Raw genomic sequence first — 17,255 nt, 5'->3', positions numbered from 1 at the left:
TGTACGTATAGGGAACAAAGAAAAAAAGCGCCAGACCCTATATGGGCTATTTACAACCTTAAGTTGTATACATATGTCGTGTTTCTTGCCTCATATGGGAACATGACATGTCAGCCGTTCAGCCAGGATCCTCCGCCCCTGCTCCCCTCCCACCGAGTTCCTCCCTGTCTTGGGCCACTTACATGGACCCTGCCGCTTTGGCGGTCGAAGTCCTCTTGCCCCGGGACTGCCGATGGCCGATCGGCGATGTCGCTGATCCCACCTTCCGGTTCTGCAGTCAAACCCGGGTCCGCGGCGTCTATTGTGCCACCCACTGGTCAGCGAGCCGCACCCGAGCGCCCCGATGACCGCGCCTCCCATCCTCTCGACGAGCGTCGGCGCAGGCTCACCCGGACGGCGACGCAGCTTCGGTCTCGATACGATGCAGCCCGCCAATGCCGCGACGATCGAGGCGGAGGTGCTTCGGATCCTGGCCGCTGAAGCACCGCATGTCTTGACGATCCGCCCCTTCACACAACCAGACCGTGCAAGACCGGCCGGCCATCGCGCCGTTCCCGCTTTCGTAGGGGGAACGCCGGATTTACTTCTGCTCTTCCCGGGTGGCCGAAGCCTCTGTCTGAAGATCCGGACGCAGGCCGAACGGCTGTCGCACGACCATGTCGCCTTCGGCCATCTCTGCCGCCATCGTGACATTCCCTATGTGGTCGTCCGCAGCGTGGCTGAGGCGAGACGCGCTTTGGGGCAAGTTGACCAAACCCTGAAGGGAGCCACATCGTGAGCAAAGCAAAACGCGCGTCCGTGTCGCTGGGAGGATCGCAGCGCATCAGCAAGGTGGCGCTGGGCTTCGAGGATGCAACGCCGGAACGCTTGAGCCGCGCGATGGGTCGGGGGGACGCTCCGGTCGATCCGCGTGGTGTGCGGTTGATCGCCGATCCGTTCGACGTGTTGCGAAACCGGCAATGTCTCGATCGGGTCGATCAGACCCGAAATGGGGTTCTCTGGCTGGCCGGCGATCGGTTCCGTCGGCATTGGCACCTCGGCCGTCTCGACGCGCTGACAGCCTTCGACTTTTCACGTGAGACCGTCGACGGCACAGGCGGAGCAGGCGCCTCGACACCGACCGAAGCGGCTCTCAAACATCGCGATGCCTACCGTGCCGCCTGCGAGATCGTCGGGGCGCGGCTGCTTCCCGTGTTGATCGGCTTTGTCATCGAGGGAAAATGTGCCGCCGACCTCCGCCGGCTGGTGACCGACACGAGCCACGACCGAACAGCCGAGGCGCTCGTCATCGAGCGGTTGCGGGAAGCGCTCGATCGGCTCTGTTGTTTTTGGGGAACCCAGGGCTCGACGCGGCGCAGTGGCGGTCCGCGCCCAACGGGGGTCAGCCGAGAACTTTCCCCGGATTGAGGATGCCGCGGGGGTCGAGCGTGGCTTTCAGCGCGCGCATCACCGCATGGGCGACTGGATCCTTCACGGTCTCCAGCAACTCTCGCTTCAGGCGGCCGACACCATGCTCGGCCGCCACCGAACCGTTGTAGCGAGCGACGACGCCATGCACGATCGCGTTCATCTCATGCCAGCGGCCCAGAAAGGCGGCTTTGTCAGCGCCCTTCGGTTGCGACAAGTTATAATGAAGGTTGCCGTCCCCAACATGACCGAAAGCGACGATTCTCACATTCGGCATGCGGGCCAAAACGGCGGCTTCGGCTTCGGCCATGAAGGATGGGATATCGGCGACCGCGACCGACACGTCGTGTTTGATCGAGCCGCCTTCCTTGCCCTGCACGGATGACAGATCCTCACGGATGCGCCAGAAATCGTCCCGCTGATCGAGCGAGGCCGCGATCGCCGCATCCTCGATCAAGTCGCGATCCAGCGCGTCGGCGAGGAGAGCCTCGAGGGTGCCGATGAGGTCGCGGCGCTCGGGCGAACTGATCTCGAGCAACACGTACCAGGCATGGGGAGCAGCGAGCGGATCGCGGCTCGTCGTATGGGTCAGCACGAGATCGATGCCGATGCGGGGAACAAGCTCGAAGGTGGTGACGGTTGCGGCCGATTGCGCGAGGGCCAGCAAAGCGAGCGCCTGATCCGGACCAGCGATGCCGATGAAGGCCGTCTCCCGCGAGCGGGGGCGGGGAAAGAGCCGGAGGCTCGCGGCCGTTATGATGCCCAGCGTGCCTTCCTGTCCCATGAACAGGTGCTTGAGATCATAGCCGGTATTATCCTTGCGGAGCTTGTTCAGCCCGGACAGCACGCGGCCATCGGCGAGCACCACTTCGAGGCCGAGGACCAGATCGCGGGCATTGCCATAATGCAACACGGCCGTGCCGCCCGCATTCGTCGCAAGATTGCCTCCGATCGTGCAGGAGCCTTCCGAGGCGAGCGACAGCGGGAACAAGCGATCGACATCTTCGGCAACGCTCTGCACGCGCGCCAGTGTCACACCCGCCTCGACCGTCATGACGCCTGAGATCGCATCGACCTCCCGCACCCGGTCGAGCCGCCGCAACGACAGCACAACTTCGCCGCCATGTTCGAAAGGGACCTGCGCGCCGACAAGACCTGTGTTGCCGCCCTGCGGCACAACGGGCGTCCGGGTTTTGTGGCAAAGCGCCAGGATTGCGGCGACCTCGGCCGTCGTGCCCGGTCGAACCACGGCAACAGCCGAGCCGCGATACAAACCGCGCGGCTCAACGAGATGAGGGGCCATGATGTCGATATCGGTGACGACATGTGCCGCACCGACGATGGCGGCCAGTTGCTCGACGAGTTCGGCGGCGGCCAGCATGATCAGGATCTTTCCTCGGCCAGCGCTTGCCCCGTGCAGCGGTCGCTGCCCTCCCAAAATCATTTAGGCGGGCCTCGGGTTTTGCTCAAGGCCACACGAGGTCCCACCCCTGGTCGGCGGGCTTAGTTCTTGGAATTCAACATGCGCTCGGTGCTGATCCGGAAGGTCGCCGGATCCGGCCGCGTCGCAAGGTCGACGTCACTGAGCGAGACCACTGTTTCGTAGCCTTGCGGATCGGTCACGGTCCATTGCTTGAGACGGAACGGATCGCGGTCGAAGCTAAGACGAATTTGCGACGTGCCGCCGAAGGTTGCCCGATCCTCAACGACGACGGAGGCGCCGGTCGCGTCGCTGGTGACGTCCAAAATCTTCGTGTCCTGCGCCAGATCAATATGATCATTGAGCAGGAATTTCAGCGGCGTTTGGCTAATGAAGTAGAGATCCTGCGTATGCAGCTTCCGGTCGATGACGGCGACCGACGTGCCGTCCGCGACAATTTCGAGTGTCGCCGGCGCCGCATAGGCAAACCGCATGTGACCGGGTTTGGCCACGTAGAGCTTGCCATCGGTGCGACGGCCATCGGCACCGATCTGCACGAAATCGGTGACCATCGTCTGTGCGCCGTTGAGATAGTCGTTGGCCTTTGCGACGACCTCTGCGGGTGTCAGGGTCGAGACCTGACGCGCCGGTGCCGTATTCGACGGCGCCTTTTTGCTCGGCTGGAGCTGCAACGGTCCGCTTTCCGCATGCAGGGGCGCGGCGGCGACGAAACAACAAACGACCGTCACCGAGGCAATGCGAATCATCATGCGCGAACAACTTTCGTAGCGGGTCCGGGAGAGGCGATAGGCACCCCCTGTGGCATTTGTGAGACTATGGTCCGGCCGCCTGTTTGGGAAGAGAGACCCGACGCGCCGTGTCGGACGACAAATGCCAAAAACAATCCGTGGGTCTTAGGCTGATAATAGGGCACTGCGCGGATGTGACGTGGCGGACGTCGAGCGGCAACGGCAACAAATCACGGCAAACCGGGTTTTTCGTGCGCCATCTCGTTCGCAGATGGCCTGATCTTTGGGAGATGACCATGGAACGCCGTCTCGTTCTCGTGGGGATCGCGGCACTGGCCGCCGGCCCCGCTCTCGCGCAGTCCAACCCGGCCCCCGCCACCGATACGCCAGCCGCAGCGCCGACTGCTCCGCTCGCCCCGGCTCCAGCCATGAAGATGGCGCCTCCGATAAGCTTGTCGGATGCTGCGACGACCCACCTGAAGCGCACGATGGCGGTCGGCTCCCTGTCACTGCTGGCGTGCCGTATCGCGGCCCCGAAGGTTCGTCAGGCCATGTTGAAGCAGTTCGTCGCTTTTGAAACCGCCGAACAGGAGACGATCGCCAGCATTCTCAAGGCCATGATGATGCCGGGCGCACCGCCGTCGGGAGACGTCGCGACGCCGACCGATGCCGAACTGATGGGGGCGATCGACGCAAAGGGTAAGGCCGCGATCGAAAAACTGCGGGACATGAGGGCGGGTGTCGAGTTCGAGCGCGCCTACGTCAAGGCGCAGGTTGAAGGGCACCGGGAGTTGCTTGAGATACAAGAGACCTATCTGAAGGTCGCCGACAATCTCGACGCCACCAACATGGCGAAGCTCGCCAAAGGACAGATCACCGAGCACCTCGTTCTGCTCAGCGATATCGGCAAACAGATCGGCTAACCCGAATGGTCCGGCCGAAACGGCTGGGCCATTATCGCCGGAGCATGATGACGGCCTGCTCGCCGAGCAGGTTCCACATCCACGACGACGCGCCTGTCCGCATCGGCGTCCCAGACTGGTCGAGCACAATGGCGCGCTCGACCTTGGCATCCATCTCGGTCACGAGAGTGAGAAAATCGCGGATCGTGCAAAAGTGGATATTGGGGGTTTCGTACCACGAAAAGGGCAGGTTGCCGGAGACCGGCATCCGCCCATGCACTCCGATTTCCAGCCGAACCTTCCAATGGCCGAAATTCGGAAACGACACGATGGCGCGCCGGCCGATGCGGAGCATCTGTTCGAGAACGAGCCTGGGGTGCCGTGTAGCCTGGATGGTCTGCGACAGGATCACATAATCGAAGGCGTCGTCCGGGTAGTCGGCGAGGTCGGTGTCGGCATCGCCCTGGATGACCGAAAGCCCCTTGGCGACGCAATCGTTGACCCCGCGTTGTGAAATTTCCAACCCGCGCGCGTCGACGTTGCGTGTATCGGCGAGAAGTCTCAGCAGAGCGCCATCGCCACAGCCGAGGTCGAGGACGCGGCTATCATGGTCCACCATATCGGCCACGAGCAGAAGATCGCTGCGGCCCGCGGCTTTCGCCTGGGCGACGCTATTCGGCCGCTGATCCATCATGCCAGCCCACGTGCTCGCGCCATCGCGGTGATGAAGCCATGCGAGGTCGCGAGCAGATCCGGAATATCGAGCAAAAAGGCATCGTGGCCTTTGTCGGTCTCGATCTCGACGAAGGACACGGAGGCGCTCCCCGCATTCAGAGCGTGGACGATCGCGCGCGATGCGGAGGTCGGAAACAGCCAGTCGGATGTGAAGGAGGCGACGCAGAACCTGGTGCGGGTTCCCTTGAAGGCTTGCGCGAGGCTCCCGCCGTAATCCGCTGCAAGATCGAAGTAATCCATAGCACGGGTCATATAAAGGTAGGAATTGGCATCGAACCGCTCGACGAAGCTGCGTCCTTGGTAGCGAAGGTAGCTTTCGATCTGAAAATCGGCGTCGAACGAAAAGGTGGGGGCGGCGCGATCCTGCAGCTTACGGCCGAATTTCGCATGCAGCGCTTGATCCGACAGATAGGTGATATGGGCCGCCATACGGGCGACCGACAATCCCTTTTCGGGTCGCGTTCCCTCTTCGAGATAGCGCCCCGCGCGCCAATCCGGGTCGGCCATGATGGCTTGGCGTCCGACCTCGTGGAAAGCGATATTCTGCGAGGAGTGCCGCGCCCCCGTGGCGATCGGCATGGCCGAGAAGACACGATCCGGGTAGAGCGCCGCCCATTGGAGGACCTGCATGCCGCCCATCGAGCCACCCGCCACGCAAAAGAGCGTGTCGATGCCGAGATGATCGATCAGCATCGATTGGGCCCGTACCATGTCGCGGATCGTAATAACGGGGAGGTCCAGCCCAAAGACTTTGCTGGTTGCTGGATTGATCGAGGCGGGGCCCGTTGAGCCGAGACAGCCCCCCACGACATTGGAACAGATGACAAAGAACCGGTCCGTATCGATCGGTTTACCCGGCCCCACCATGGCGCGCCACCATCCGGGCTTACCGGTGACCGGATGCACGTTTGCGACATGCTGATCGCCCGTCAGAGCATGACAGACCAGAATGGCATTCGACCGGTCTGCGTTGAGGGTCCCGTAGGTCTGATAGGCGACCGTTAGAGGCGACACCGTGCCGCCCGCATCGGTGATGAGAGGGCGGTCCGCCGGGAAGGTCACGACAAGGCTGGTCGGCGCATCTGCCTCGCTTCGATGTCCGTTCAAGCTGGCGGTGTGCAATCCCACGGCGCGATCCTCGCGCGTTCTCTTTGACGAACGCGTTGTCCGTCACATAGGATCGTCCGCTAAATCTGTCAACGGCGATCGGCGCCTCAGGGCTCCCTCGCCTTTGGGAGGACTTCGACGGTCGCGGTCATGCCGCCCACGAGCCGAATATCGGAGGGGACATCGTCGAGGTGCACGCGCACCGGCACACGCTGTGCCAAGCGCACCCAGGTAAAGATCGGGTTGACGTCGGCGATGCCATTGCCTCCGGGCGACGCATTGGCCACGACGATGCCGCGCGCCAGACTGTCGACATGGCCGTTTATCACGGTTTTATAGCCCAGCAACCAGACCTTCGCCGGATCGCCGTCCCTGATGGACGCGATCTTCGTCTCCTCGAAATAGCCGTCGACCCAGAAGGAATCGGCGTCGACGATCGATACGGCTCTGGTCCCGATCGTCGCATAGTCGCCCTGTCGGACCTGCAGGTTGGTGACCCATCCATTGACCGGCGAGCGGATGTCGGTGCGCTGCAGATTGAGTTTCGCTTTATCGAGATTGGCCAACGCCTGTTGATGCACCGCTTCGGCCGCTTGCGCGCTGGACGCGTAGGTCTCGCGTTCCTCCGGGGTCGCTGCGAGGTCGGAGAGACCAGCTCGACGCTTGGCCTCAGCCACCTTGTTCTGAGCATCGGCCGCCGCCTGTGCCACTGTGGCCTCGGCGAGCTTGACGGCGATCTCATAGTCGCGCGAGTCGATCTGCATCAGGGGATCGCCCTTATGGACGTACTGGTTGTCGGCCACCGGAAGAGCCACGACCTGCCCCGAAACCTGAGGCGCAAGCGACACCACATAGACCCTGACGCTGCCATCCCGGGTCCAGGGAGCCCCCATATAGGCCTGCCACATCGCGTAGGTGAGCCCACAGGCGACGAGCACCAAAACGAGCGTCACGATGATCGGGACGCTGCGAAGGCGGTACGGTGGGACGTTGGCGCTGGTGGCGGGAGTGCTCGCCGTGGTTGATCGATCAGACATGGGCATGCAGGCTCGCGGCGACGAGGACGATGGATGACAGGATGATGAGGTAGAGCGCGAATTCGAAGAGGCCTGGATGCCAGATGGCATCGAACCAGCCGAAATGTCCGGCAATTCGGCGCAAGACGAAGAGGATCACATAGGCCAGCACGATCATCGGCGCGATCGGGGCCACATAGACGCCGAACAGATCGATCTCCACGAAGCTCATCGGGCGATCCTCATGGGGAGACACTCATCGGATCACGGCTCCAAAATAATCGCGGTAATTCGTGATGGTCTCGCCGATTTCACGAAAAGCAGCCAGGAGCCTCGAGATTGCCACGCTGTCATCGGCATCGCCGAACCGATCGGCAACCACTCGACGTAGGGTGTCGAGGCCGCTCTGGATATCGGCAAGATCACCCTTCGATACCGCCGCTTCGACCGCCTCGACAGCCGCAACATCGAGCTCAAATCGAGCGAAGGTTTCCCGCACGTCCATGAGCTGCAGCCCGACCGTCAGCGCTCCCAGCATGCTCGATCCATCGGCCGGATCGGCGTCGGCTGGCAGCGCGACGATGCGGGCGAAGACGCGGCTTCGCCAGCGATCCGGCGACAGGTGGCCGGGATGGCGAGCGAGGGCGCGAAGGTCGGCCAGGGTCAAGCCCACGAGGCGCCGTGTCCGCGTCGCCGGTGGCACGGGTGGCATCACCTGCAACACGACAGCGCCGCCGATACATCCGGCCATGATGGCCAGTGCCGAATTGGCGAAGCTCTGCATATCGTAGCTGATCAGGTTCGTGGGCCCGAGCAGGGGGATGAAATTGACGGTGGCCGGGATCAGGACCGGCGCAAGTGCTGGTCTCGTCGAGAGAGCTGCCAGCGGCACCAGCACGAGAAAGATGATGGCCGCGAAGCTGCCGTAGCCCTCGTGGTTAGGCAACACCGCAAATTTGATGACGGCCGCGAGCGCCGCCGTGAGCACGCTGCCGGCCGCAAAACCGATGATGGCGCTCGAGGCTTGCTCGTTCTGCGGCGATAGAAGGATAACCGTAACGGCCACGAAGGTGATGAAGGTCGGTCCGGCCGACCACGAGGTGAGGACATAAACCATCGACGCCGCACTCAAGGCAGCGAAGACCCGGAGAGCGTTGACGAGCGGTGGCAGGACATCCGAGATCAAGCGTTGACGCACCGCAACGATCGGGCGGGCACGGCGGCTGTCGGTCAGCAGGATCTCGACATTGACGGCTCGGTTCAGGCCCTCGAGCACGGAAGCGATCCGGTCAAGCCCGAGCCGCGACGTCGACACCGCCCCATCCGCACCCCGAAACGTCGCGGCGGCGCTTTCCCAGGTCTTGAAGCGTTGGACCAGATCCTCGGCGGCCGTCGGGTCCTCCGCCCGTTGCGGCAAAAGCGTGCCGAGGTCGGGCGGCAAATGCTTGAGGAGGGCATGAGCTTGCCGTTGGCCTTCCTCTGGTTCGAGGCTGTCGATATGAACCGAAATCGTTCGCCACGCCGACAGCGCAAGAAAAAGACCGGTGATCCCAGCCCGTAATGTGCTGCGTCGATGGCTGATGCCGGGCGATTCACCGATCGTCTGGTCGATCAAGGGATCGAGTGCCGCCACCCGCTTCAGCAACGCTCGTCGTCGCGTCTGAAGATCCCGCCGGTCAAGATGGCTGAGACCGCGCAGTTGATCGACGACGCCGGCGCCGATATCAGCCACGAGCGCACTGACGGAGGCGGCAAGCCGACGAGGCGAATGGCCAAAATCCGTCACCGACATGACCACCATGCCGCAGGCGATCCCGAGGCTGATTTCGGCGGCGCGCGCGACCGCGAGGGTGAAAACCTGATCCGGCGCGGCGATCGAACTCGAGGCGATGATCGCCATCGTGTAGCCGGCGAGCAACGCCGCATAAGCCGAAAAGTTGCGGAGGACCGTCGACACGAAGCTGCAGGCGGCGCACCAAAGCGCAAGGCCGAGCAGAAACCCCATTCTGTCCTGCGGAAAGACGGCCGTCAAAGCGACCGTCGCGATCGCGCCGATGATCGTTCCGACCAGCCGAAACACGCCCTTCCGCATCGATGCGCCCAGCACCGGCTGAGCCACGATGGCGGCCGACGTGCCGGCCCAGCTTGGATTGTCGAGCTGCAGGAAAAACGCGAGATAGAGCGCCAGCGAGACCCCGAGGGCGAGCCGCAGCCCGAACAGGAGCGCTGGGGCCGTCGCCACGACGGCATCACGGATGCGCTCGGGACGGAGGTGCGACGGCGCTTCCGCCGTATCGGCCATCACTATGTCTCCCGCCAGGCACGGGCCGCTTGCGTCACAGCGTCTCCGAGCCGGCCTCCAATGGTCTTAGACCGTCTACCGGTTCGGCGCGCGCCCGTCGACAGGGTTGATGCGCGGCGCTGATCTTTGCCATGTTTCCCGTGCGGGCGATCTCGGCTATCAGATCGGGAGAGGGACGGTCGTTGTTATGGGCCGAGGAGCGATGATGGACTCGAATTCCGCTTGGCTCAGGGTGACGCGCGGGACCGCGCCGTTGCTCGTCAGCCTTCCGCACACTGGAACGGACCTGCCTGACAATCTCGTGCCCCGGCTCGTTTCTCCCTGGTTGGCCCGCAAAGATGCCGACTGGTGGATCGACAAGCTTTATGATTTCGCGTCCGACCTCGACGCGACGGTCGTCCACACCTCGATGTCGCGTACCGTCATCGACGTCAACCGCGATCCATCCGGCGTTTCCCTGTACCCCGGGCAAGCCACGACGGACTTGTGCCCGGTGACGACCTTCGACGGTGAAGCTCTCTATCGATCCGGCGCGGACTTACGCTCGGACGAGACCGCAGAACGGCAGCGTCTTTATTTCGACCCCTATCACGCCGCGCTCGCCGACGAGATCGCACGGCTGAAACGGTCGCATGATCGCGTCGTCGTCTATGATTGCCACTCGATCCGGTCGCTGGTCCCACGGTTGTTCGAGGGCATACTGCCGCATTTCAACATAGGGACCAATTCGGGGGCAAGTTGCGATGCAGCCCTCACGCAGGCGGTTGAGTCTGCCTGTGACGCGTCCGGCTTTGACCGCGTCACCAACGGCCGGTTCAAGGGCGGCTTCATCACGCGTCGCTACGGTCGGCCGGGGGCAGGCGTCCATGCGATCCAGATGGAATTGGCTTGTCGGGGTTATCTGCGCGAGGAACCGGGGCCGGTGAGCGAGGGCGCTTGGCCGCCGCCCTACGACGAGAGCTTCGCGGCACCTATCCGTTCCGTCTTGCGGCGCGTTCTTAAGACATCGCTCGGTTTCGCCATCGCTGGACGTCAGGACTGAGCCGAGATCATGTCGCTCTTTCCGCAAATTACCGTCCTTTATCGCGCATAGGATCAATGAACCCGTAACGCGGATTTGCTACGTTAGCGCGTAGAGGCAGCACCCATGCAACCTGATCTGCACGCCCGGATACAGTTGAAAGACACGCAGACCGCGTGGCCCGCCGATATCGAGACAATCGCGGGCCGAGCCGACATTGCGATCGTCTTGCGACTCGTTTGTACCGCGATGGCGCGGCGCTACAGCTTTCTGATCCGACGCCTTGGGGCCAAGTCAACCCTTGCGGCGTCATGGGACGCGGAAGCCGCGAGGTCGGTCGTATCGTTCGACCTCGACGATGCCGATCCGAATTCCTTGTCGTGTCTGGTCGAAGGGCAGCGGCTCGCGATCGTCGCTTGGAGGCCGATCGTGGCGGATGGAGGCGATTGGTGGCTTGGCGTCGCGGATCATCACGGCGGCGACCGTTCGGGCACCGCCGACAACGACCTCATGTCCGGCTTCGCAGAGCTCATCGCGTTGCAACTTGGTGAAGCTGTGCCTTCGCCTGTCGGCCGCGCGCGCCAGCAACATCCGGGTTTCGCACCAGATGACGCCGCGCGAGCCTTGATCGAGGCGATCCCGGCCGCCGTTGCCGTGATCGACGCGGACGATCGTTTCGTTATGTGGAACCTGCTCTACGAGGAATTGTGTGGGCCGATCGTTCCGGTCCTGAAGGTTGGGCTCCCGTTCGCCGAGATGTTGCGGGTGGCGGCGCGCGACTGGGTGAAGCATCCGACCCTTTATGACGAGGACTGGATCGAGGCCCGGATGGCCCTGCATCGCACGGCGTCCTCCGCGATCGATTGCCAGATTGCTGACGGACGATGGATGAGGATCAAGGAGCGCCGCCTCTCGACGGGCGGCATGATTGGTCTGTGGACCGATATTTCCGACAGCCGCGCGCGTGAAGGATCGTTGCGCCAATTATTCGACATCAATCCCATGCCGATGATCGTGGCCGACCGCTCCGACGATCGGATTCTCGCCGTCAACGAACAGGCTTTGGATCTTTACGGCTATGCGCGCCACGAGTTCATGCGCCTCACCATGGCCGATATCGACGCAGCCGGCGCGAGACATGTGCTTCGAGCCATCGCGCTCGATCCGGATGCGCTGGGTGGAAACATGCCGGTGTGGTCGCTGAAGCGGGCCGACGGAAGTCTGCGCCAGGTCGAAATGACGAGCCGCGCCTTCACGTTCGATGACAAGCCAGCCGAGTTGATTGTTCTCCGCGACATCACACAACAGCGTGTTGCCGATGCCGATCTTCGCCACACGCGCGCTTTCCTCAACAGCGTCGTCGATGCGATTCCGACCAGTGTCTATGCCAAGGACATGCAGAATGGGGGGCGCTACGTCCTCTTCAACCGGGCCTGTATGGAACTGAGCGGTCAGGACGGCGACAAGGCGATCGGCAAAAGCGATTGGGAGTTATTCCACCCCAATCAAGCCACGCGTTTCATCGCCCAGGACGAACAGGCCTTGCGAGCCGGCGTGATGCAGATCTTCGAAGAGACCATCACCCGAAGCAGCGGCGAAAAGCGCTTGATCCGGACCAAGAAGGTTCCGATCGCGGATCGGGAAGGCGGGGCCGTTCGCTTCGTGCTTGGGCTCGCGGACGATATTACGGCGCGGCGGGATCTCGAGGCCAAACTGGTCAGGATGGCGCATCACGACCCTTTGACGGACCTGCCGAACCGCATCCTGTTCCAGCAAAGGCTGGAGGCGGCGCTCGCGCTGAGCGCTCGGACGCAAGCGGCCGTTGCGATCCATTACCTGGATCTCGATCAATTCAAAGCCGTCAATGACACGCTCGGCCATGCGGTCGGTGATGCTTTGCTGAAGCGGGTCTCCCAGCGGCTGTTGTCGACCGTTCGACAGGTCGATCTCGTGGCACGGCTTGCGGGCGACGAGTTCGCGATCATCCAGACCGGGGTGACGGGCGCCGACGAAGTCGTGGTCCTGGCGGAGCGGGTCGTCGACCTGACGGGAATGCCGTTCGACATCGATGGGCATCGACTGACGATCGGCGTCAGTATCGGGATTGCGCTCGGTCCGCGTGACGGGTCGGATCCGAGTACCTTACTGAAGAACGCCGACACCGCCCTTTATCGCGCGAAGGAAGATGGTCGCGGCCTGTTTCGGTTTTTCGAAGCCAGCATGAACTCGCGTCTTCAGGCGCGTCGGGCGTTCGAGCGCGATCTTCGCCGCGCCCTCGTCGACGGTGAATTCGAGATCTCGTATCAGCCTCTCGTCAATCTCGCGAGCGGCGAGATCGCGGGCTGTGAGGCCTTGCTGCGTTGGCGGCATCCCGAGCGCGGCTATGTAAGCCCGGCCGAGTTCGTTCCGCTGGCTGAGGAAACCGGCTTGATCGTGCCGCTCGGTTTGTGGGTCTTGCGGAAGGCCTGCGCCACCGCCGCCGCGTGGCCCGCGCATATCCGTCTGTCGGTCAACATCTCGCCACGTCAGTTCCGCGCCCCGATGTTCGTCGACACCATCGTGAGTGCGCTGCGGGACTCGGGGCTGCCGCCGGAGCGGCTCGAACTCGAAATCACTGAAAGTGTGCTGCTGGTCGAGAATGCCGGCAATGTGGCGATGCTCTACCGCCTGCGCGAAGCCGGCATCGGCATCGCGCTCGATGATTTCGGAACCGGCTATTCGTCGTTGAGCTATCTTCGCTCCTTCTCGTTCGACCGGTTGAAGATGGACGGCAGCTTTGTCCGGGACATCGGCCTCAACGCGGAAAGCCATGTCATCATTCGGGCGATCCTCGGCCTCGCCCACAGCCTCGGCATGAAGATCGTGGCGGAGGGCATCGAGACGGAGGAGCAGCGCGACCACCTGCAGACGCTCCGCTTCGATCAGGGCCAGGGTTATCTGTTCAGTTCGCCCCGGTCTGCCACGGAAATCGATATCCTGATCGCATCCGCGCCTTTCGTGCTCGATGATGATGGCGCAAGCCGAAAGACCGGTCTGTCGTAGCCGAGTTGCCCTCGGTGTCTATTGCTCGCCGAACGTCAGGGCCGGATTGAACGATCGGGTCGTGCCGGGCGGTGGGGCCGGGAAGGGGGCGGCCTTGCGAACCAGATCCAACGCCATCGCGTCGACTTCAGGCTGACCGCTCGACTGGATGATGGCGAGGCGGTCGACCGCGCCGGTATCCCCGACCGTCAACGCGAGGATCACCTGACCTCGGAGACCTTTGGCGCGCGCTTGCTCGATGAGCTGCTGCTCGCGCCCCAACATGCCATACACAACACCCTTATACTCCTGACTCTCGGCTTGGCCGGCCGACGACAGCATGGCGCGGAATGTCGAAGGCAAGCCAATCGCGCTCATCGGCAGCGCGGCTGCTAGCCGAGCGGTCTGATCGGTGGAACTCTGATGGCTTGGCGCCACCGGAGGCTTGCGCTCCGCCGGTTCTGGATTTCTGGCGGGTGCCGGCACAGACGTGTCGGCCTGTGGCGATGTCAACACCGCCGGCGCATCCGGCGCCTTAACGGGCTGCGGCGGAGCGGGATCCTTGGGTTTGTCCTCGGACAGATTGGCGGGCTCGTTCTTGTCGGTCTGGGTCTCGGCGCGCGTCGGTTCTGGAGGCGGCGCGACAAGCACGGGTGCCTTGACGTCTTGCTTCGAGGTGACCGCATCCTTGCCGTCGGTGTTACTCGGTTCGGCGGTTTGAGACGGGGTCGTTCCAGGAACGGGCGGAAGAGCCTCCGGCTTGGGCGGTTCCGGCTGAGCGGCTGCTGGCTTGGGCGGCTCCGGCTGAACCGCTGCTGGCTTTGGCTCCGGCTTGGCTTCCGGAAAGCTGGGAGATGTGCTCGACTCGCCCGGGATCGATTTCACCACCTCGACCGATATCGGTTCGGAGGAGGTCAGATCCACCAGCATGGCCCTCCACAAAATCACGAACGCCACCACCAAGGCGAGATGAACGATGGCCGAGATCGTCGTACTCGACACAAGGCGCGTGAGCCTCGAGGTGCGCGCCTCGGGAACCGGCGCCACAAACAGATGCTCCGGCGCATCGGTCAGCGCCGGCGCGGCCGAAAAGATCGAGAGGTCAAGGCGATCCTCTCTGATGGCTCTGAGATCACCCGTCAGCATGGACGACTGACATAGGATGATTGTGGTGAAATGAAAACAATGGCTCGTTGGCCGCGACCTTCCGATCGAAGATCGACCGCCTCACGCTCAAATTGAGAGCAGCTGCGCTCGGGCAAAACACAAGTCTTTCCATATCGATGATGCGACGTGACATTCCCTCGTCACCCATTGTGCTCTAACGATAGCGTCTAACGACGCAGGCCTTCGGGCCGGCTTTGAACGAGGCCGAGACATGAGTGACCTTCGGACGCTGGCGATCGATATCGGAGGAACGGGCCTGAAGGCCTCGGTTCTCGATCAGAACGGCGCGATGATCCACGATAAGGCTTGGCGCAAGACGCCGACCGATCTCACACCGGCGTTGCTGCTGAGCGAGATTTCGGCCCTGATCGCGAGCCTACCGGATTTTGATCGCGTCTCGGTCGGCTTCCCCGGCGCGGTCCGGCGCGGGCATGTGTTGACGGCACCGCATTTCGAGGGTCCGGACTGGGTGAATTACAATCTGGCGCAAGGCATCGCACAGACGCTGCACAAACCCACGCGGCTCGCGAACGACGCCGATATCCAGGGGCTCGGCGTGGTGTCGGGAAAGGGCATCGAGGCGGTCTTGACGCTTGGGACGGGGGCCGGGACGGCGTTTTTTCAGAACGGGGTTCTGGCGCCGCATATGGAATTCGCGCATCACGCTGTGCATAAGAAATATACGTATAACAGCTACGTGGGCCGCGATGCGCTCGCCGATGTCGGCAAGAAGCGCTGGAACCGACGGGTCCACAAAGTGATCCAGATCGTCAGCGATCTCGTGCATTACGACCGCCTCTATATTGGCGGGGGAAACGCGTCGAAGATCGACGGATCGCTGCCCGACAACGTCACGATCGTCGACAATGCGGCGGGGATCACGGGTGGCATTGCCCTGTGGCGAGACGGGGCCGGCTTCGACGATGCCGACGGCTTGTCGCCCTCTCCAACCTGAGACGGGCGACAAGCGTTATCGGCCCCATCAGCCGTCGATCGCGTCGCGATCGGTAAACCAATGCACCTGGCCCTTGGTCGCCAAGCCGCCGGCCGGAACATCGGTGGCGCCAGACCGGACATGGGCCAACATGTCTCTCTTGGCTTTCCCGGTCACCAGAAGGGCGATGTGACGGCTGCTTTCGAGCGGCGGGTAGGTGAGCGTGATCCGAACTTCAGGACGTCCCTGCGAAACCGCCGCGACCCATTTGGATCGTTCCTCAAGAATCGGCTGGCCTGGAATCAGCGAGGCGGTATGCCCATCGGGTCCGAGGCCAAGGAAATTGACGTCGAATAACGGACGATCCGCGTCGAGCGTCTCGGCGCCATAGTAGCGGCGGAGTTCCGCGTCGTAGGCGGAGGCGGCCTGCTCGGGCGAGGAGACCTCCGTCACGATACGGTGGACGTTCTCCTTCGGTACAGGCACATGCGACAGCAACGCATGCGACGCCATGGTGAAATTATTGTCCTTGTCGCCGTCCGGCACGAAGCGCTCGTCGCCGAAGAACCAATGCGTCTTGGCCCACGGGAACTCCTCACGGAACGGGGCTTGTGCCAGCCGCTCATAAAGCGTCTTCGGCGTCGATCCGCCCGACAGGCAGACCGCAAACCGGTCGCCGGCCTCGAGCGCGAGACGAAGCAGCCACCCGGCGACCTCGTCGGCCAGAACGGTCGGGTTTTCGAACGTCGTCAGAACACCCGCACTCAGGCTTGTGTCAGCCATATCGTCTCTCCTTGCCTGAACGCTCAGGCCGCGTCGCGAAGCAGAGCGATCGCCCTGGCGTAATCGGGATGTCCGAAGATGGCCGACCCCGCGACGAGCACATCGGCACCAGCCTCGACCGCAGCCTTGATCGTCTGCGTGTTGATGCCGCCATCGATCTCGATATGCGGATCGAGCCCGCGACTGGCCGCCATGGCTCGGACGGCTTTGATCTTTGGCAGGATCTCGGGGAGGAACTGCTGACCCCCGAAGCCGGGATTGACGGTCATGACCAGGACGATGTCGCAGAGGTGCAGCACATATTCGATCGCTGATGGCGACGTGGCCGGGTTGAGCGCGACGCCCGCCTTCTTGCCGCTCTCCCGAATGCGGGACAACAGACGGTGCAGATGGATGGTCGAGGTTGGCTCCGCCTGAACGATGACGTGATCGGCGCCCGCCTTGATGAAATCCTCCAGCATCAATTCGGGCTCGACCATCATCAGATGGACGTTCAGCGGCTTTGTGGTAGCGCGACGAACCGCTTCGATCACGACCGGACCCATCGTGATATTGGGCACGAAACGCCCGTCCATGACATCGACGTGGATCCAGTCCGCGCCGGCTCGATCGATCGAGGCGACCTCCTCGCCGAGGCGGCCGAAATCTGCCGAAAGAATGGAGGGCGCGATCAGCAGTTGCTTCATGTCTC

At 62.9% G+C, this 17,255-nt stretch carries 17 protein-coding genes; 7 read left to right on the top strand and 10 right to left on the bottom strand.

Annotation, left to right across the window (positions count from 1 at the left end):
* Positions 1 to 107: 107 nt before the first annotated feature.
* Genes EY713_RS19675 through EY713_RS19665 form a run of 3 tightly spaced genes read left to right on the top strand, consistent with a single transcriptional unit; the run spans position 108 to position 1,407 of the window.
* Positions 108 to 347, top strand: a complete 240-nt coding sequence (locus tag EY713_RS19675) for a GcrA family cell cycle regulator (RefSeq protein WP_131118400.1) — start codon at positions 108 to 110, stop codon at positions 345 to 347.
* Positions 344 to 778, top strand: a complete 435-nt coding sequence (locus EY713_RS19670) for a hypothetical protein (RefSeq protein WP_131118398.1) — start codon at positions 344 to 346, stop codon at positions 776 to 778. The genes EY713_RS19675 and EY713_RS19670 overlap by 4 nt, the downstream gene beginning before the upstream one ends.
* Positions 775 to 1,407, top strand: a complete 633-nt coding sequence (locus tag EY713_RS19665) for a hypothetical protein (protein WP_131118396.1) — start codon at positions 775 to 777, stop codon at positions 1,405 to 1,407. The genes EY713_RS19670 and EY713_RS19665 overlap by 4 nt, the downstream gene beginning before the upstream one ends.
* On the opposite strand, the gene EY713_RS19660 is transcribed toward EY713_RS19665, so the two are convergent.
* Both EY713_RS19660 and EY713_RS19655 read right to left on the bottom strand, forming a co-directional pair.
* On the bottom strand, positions 1,382 to 2,788 hold the full coding sequence (locus tag EY713_RS19660) for an FAD-binding oxidoreductase (RefSeq protein WP_131118394.1): 1,407 nt from the start codon (positions 2,786 to 2,788) through the stop codon (positions 1,382 to 1,384). The two genes, EY713_RS19665 and EY713_RS19660, sit on opposite strands and share 26 nt — an antisense overlap.
* 122 nt (positions 2,789 to 2,910) lie before the next feature.
* Positions 2,911 to 3,597, bottom strand: coding sequence for a LolA family protein (locus EY713_RS19655; RefSeq protein ID WP_131118392.1), 687 nt, complete (start codon positions 3,595 to 3,597; stop codon positions 2,911 to 2,913).
* Positions 3,598 to 3,872: 275 nt separating this feature from the next.
* Here EY713_RS19655 and EY713_RS19650 point away from each other — a divergent pair, with 275 nt between their 5' ends.
* Positions 3,873 to 4,499 (top strand): DUF4142 domain-containing protein, encoded by a 627-nt coding sequence (locus tag EY713_RS19650; RefSeq protein WP_165491199.1) that lies wholly within the window; start codon positions 3,873 to 3,875, stop codon positions 4,497 to 4,499.
* Between the two features lie 31 nt (positions 4,500 to 4,530).
* Here the strand turns inward: EY713_RS19650 and metW are convergent, their stop codons facing one another.
* From metW to EY713_RS19625, 5 genes are all read right to left on the bottom strand, one after another.
* Positions 4,531 to 5,172: a methionine biosynthesis protein MetW gene (gene metW, locus EY713_RS19645; RefSeq protein ID WP_425374324.1), complete on the bottom strand. Its 642-nt coding sequence runs from the start codon at positions 5,170 to 5,172 to the stop codon at positions 4,531 to 4,533.
* Positions 5,169 to 6,335, bottom strand: coding sequence for a homoserine O-acetyltransferase MetX (gene metX, locus EY713_RS19640; RefSeq protein ID WP_131119981.1), 1,167 nt, complete (start codon positions 6,333 to 6,335; stop codon positions 5,169 to 5,171). Before metX ends, metW begins: the two co-directional genes overlap by 4 nt.
* A 92-nt stretch (positions 6,336 to 6,427) precedes the next feature.
* Positions 6,428 to 7,357: an efflux RND transporter periplasmic adaptor subunit gene (locus EY713_RS19635; RefSeq protein WP_245572798.1), complete on the bottom strand. Its 930-nt coding sequence runs from the start codon at positions 7,355 to 7,357 to the stop codon at positions 6,428 to 6,430.
* Positions 7,350 to 7,568: a DUF1656 domain-containing protein gene (locus EY713_RS19630; RefSeq protein WP_131118386.1), complete on the bottom strand. Its 219-nt coding sequence runs from the start codon at positions 7,566 to 7,568 to the stop codon at positions 7,350 to 7,352. Before EY713_RS19630 ends, EY713_RS19635 begins: the two co-directional genes overlap by 8 nt.
* Positions 7,569 to 7,592: 24 nt before the next feature.
* Positions 7,593 to 9,638 (bottom strand): FUSC family protein, encoded by a 2,046-nt coding sequence (locus tag EY713_RS19625; protein WP_131118384.1) that lies wholly within the window; start codon positions 9,636 to 9,638, stop codon positions 7,593 to 7,595.
* Positions 9,639 to 9,843: 205 nt separating this feature from the next.
* On the opposite strand from EY713_RS19625, the gene hutG reads away from it, so the two are divergent.
* Together hutG and EY713_RS19615 are read left to right on the top strand one after the other, a co-directional pair.
* Positions 9,844 to 10,680 (top strand): N-formylglutamate deformylase, encoded by an 837-nt coding sequence (gene hutG / locus EY713_RS19620; RefSeq protein WP_131119976.1) that lies wholly within the window; start codon positions 9,844 to 9,846, stop codon positions 10,678 to 10,680.
* Between the two features lie 105 nt (positions 10,681 to 10,785).
* On the top strand, positions 10,786 to 13,701 hold the full coding sequence (locus EY713_RS19615; protein WP_131118382.1) for an EAL domain-containing protein: 2,916 nt from the start codon (positions 10,786 to 10,788) through the stop codon (positions 13,699 to 13,701).
* 18 nt (positions 13,702 to 13,719) lie between these two features.
* Here the strand turns inward: EY713_RS19615 and EY713_RS23395 are convergent, their stop codons facing one another.
* Positions 13,720 to 14,826 carry an energy transducer TonB gene (locus tag EY713_RS23395; RefSeq protein WP_131118380.1) on the bottom strand — a complete coding sequence of 369 codons (1,107 nt, stop codon included), beginning with the start codon at positions 14,824 to 14,826 and terminating at the stop codon, positions 13,720 to 13,722.
* Between the two features lie 232 nt (positions 14,827 to 15,058).
* On the opposite strand from EY713_RS23395, the gene EY713_RS19605 reads away from it, so the two are divergent.
* Entirely contained in the window at positions 15,059 to 15,802 is a 744-nt protein-coding gene (locus tag EY713_RS19605; RefSeq protein WP_131118378.1) for an ROK family protein, read from the top strand.
* A 27-nt stretch (positions 15,803 to 15,829) separates the two neighbouring features.
* Here the strand turns inward: EY713_RS19605 and pgl are convergent, their stop codons facing one another.
* Both pgl and rpe read right to left on the bottom strand, forming a co-directional pair.
* The gene (pgl, locus tag EY713_RS19600) at positions 15,830 to 16,564 is read right to left on the bottom strand and encodes a 6-phosphogluconolactonase (RefSeq protein ID WP_131118376.1); all 735 of its coding nucleotides are present in this window, start codon (positions 16,562 to 16,564) and stop codon (positions 15,830 to 15,832) included.
* A 23-nt stretch (positions 16,565 to 16,587) separates the two neighbouring features.
* Positions 16,588 to 17,250, bottom strand: a complete 663-nt coding sequence (gene rpe, locus EY713_RS19595; RefSeq protein WP_131118374.1) for a ribulose-phosphate 3-epimerase — start codon at positions 17,248 to 17,250, stop codon at positions 16,588 to 16,590.
* Between the last annotated feature and the right edge of the window lie 5 nt (positions 17,251 to 17,255).

It is taken from the genome of Lichenihabitans psoromatis (assembly GCF_004323635.1).
GTDB lineage: Bacteria > Pseudomonadota > Alphaproteobacteria > Rhizobiales > Beijerinckiaceae > Lichenihabitans > Lichenihabitans psoromatis.
This window is presented reverse-complemented; position numbering and strand designations above follow the sequence as displayed.

Bases quoted from the DNA above. Each gene is read 5' to 3' on its own strand.
- EY713_RS19670 (WP_131118398.1), top strand. From the start codon at position 344: ATGACCGCGCCTCCCATCCTCTCGACGAGCGTCGGCGCAGGCTCACCC.
- EY713_RS19630 (WP_131118386.1), bottom strand. From the start codon at position 7,568: ATGAGCTTCGTGGAGATCGATCTGTTCGGCGTCTATGTGGCCCCGATC.
- EY713_RS23395 (WP_131118380.1), bottom strand. From the start codon at position 14,826: ATGCTGACGGGTGATCTCAGAGCCATCAGAGAGGATCGCCTTGACCTC.
- rpe (WP_131118374.1), bottom strand. From the start codon at position 17,250: ATGAAGCAACTGCTGATCGCGCCCTCCATTCTTTCGGCAGATTTCGGC.
- EY713_RS19650 (WP_165491199.1), top strand. From the start codon at position 3,873: ATGGAACGCCGTCTCGTTCTCGTGGGGATCGCGGCACTGGCCGCCGGC.
- hutG (WP_131119976.1), top strand. From the start codon at position 9,844: ATGGACTCGAATTCCGCTTGGCTCAGGGTGACGCGCGGGACCGCGCCG.
- metW (WP_425374324.1), bottom strand. From the start codon at position 5,172: ATGATGGATCAGCGGCCGAATAGCGTCGCCCAGGCGAAAGCCGCGGGC.
- EY713_RS19605 (WP_131118378.1), top strand. From the start codon at position 15,059: ATGAGTGACCTTCGGACGCTGGCGATCGATATCGGAGGAACGGGCCTG.
- EY713_RS19660 (WP_131118394.1), bottom strand. From the start codon at position 2,788: ATGCTGGCCGCCGCCGAACTCGTCGAGCAACTGGCCGCCATCGTCGGT.
- EY713_RS19675 (WP_131118400.1), top strand. From the start codon at position 108: ATGTCAGCCGTTCAGCCAGGATCCTCCGCCCCTGCTCCCCTCCCACCG.
- EY713_RS19615 (WP_131118382.1), top strand. From the start codon at position 10,786: ATGCAACCTGATCTGCACGCCCGGATACAGTTGAAAGACACGCAGACC.
- pgl (WP_131118376.1), bottom strand. From the start codon at position 16,564: ATGGCTGACACAAGCCTGAGTGCGGGTGTTCTGACGACGTTCGAAAAC.
- EY713_RS19635 (WP_245572798.1), bottom strand. From the start codon at position 7,357: ATGTCTGATCGATCAACCACGGCGAGCACTCCCGCCACCAGCGCCAAC.
- EY713_RS19655 (WP_131118392.1), bottom strand. From the start codon at position 3,597: ATGATGATTCGCATTGCCTCGGTGACGGTCGTTTGTTGTTTCGTCGCC.
- EY713_RS19625 (WP_131118384.1), bottom strand. From the start codon at position 9,638: ATGGCCGATACGGCGGAAGCGCCGTCGCACCTCCGTCCCGAGCGCATC.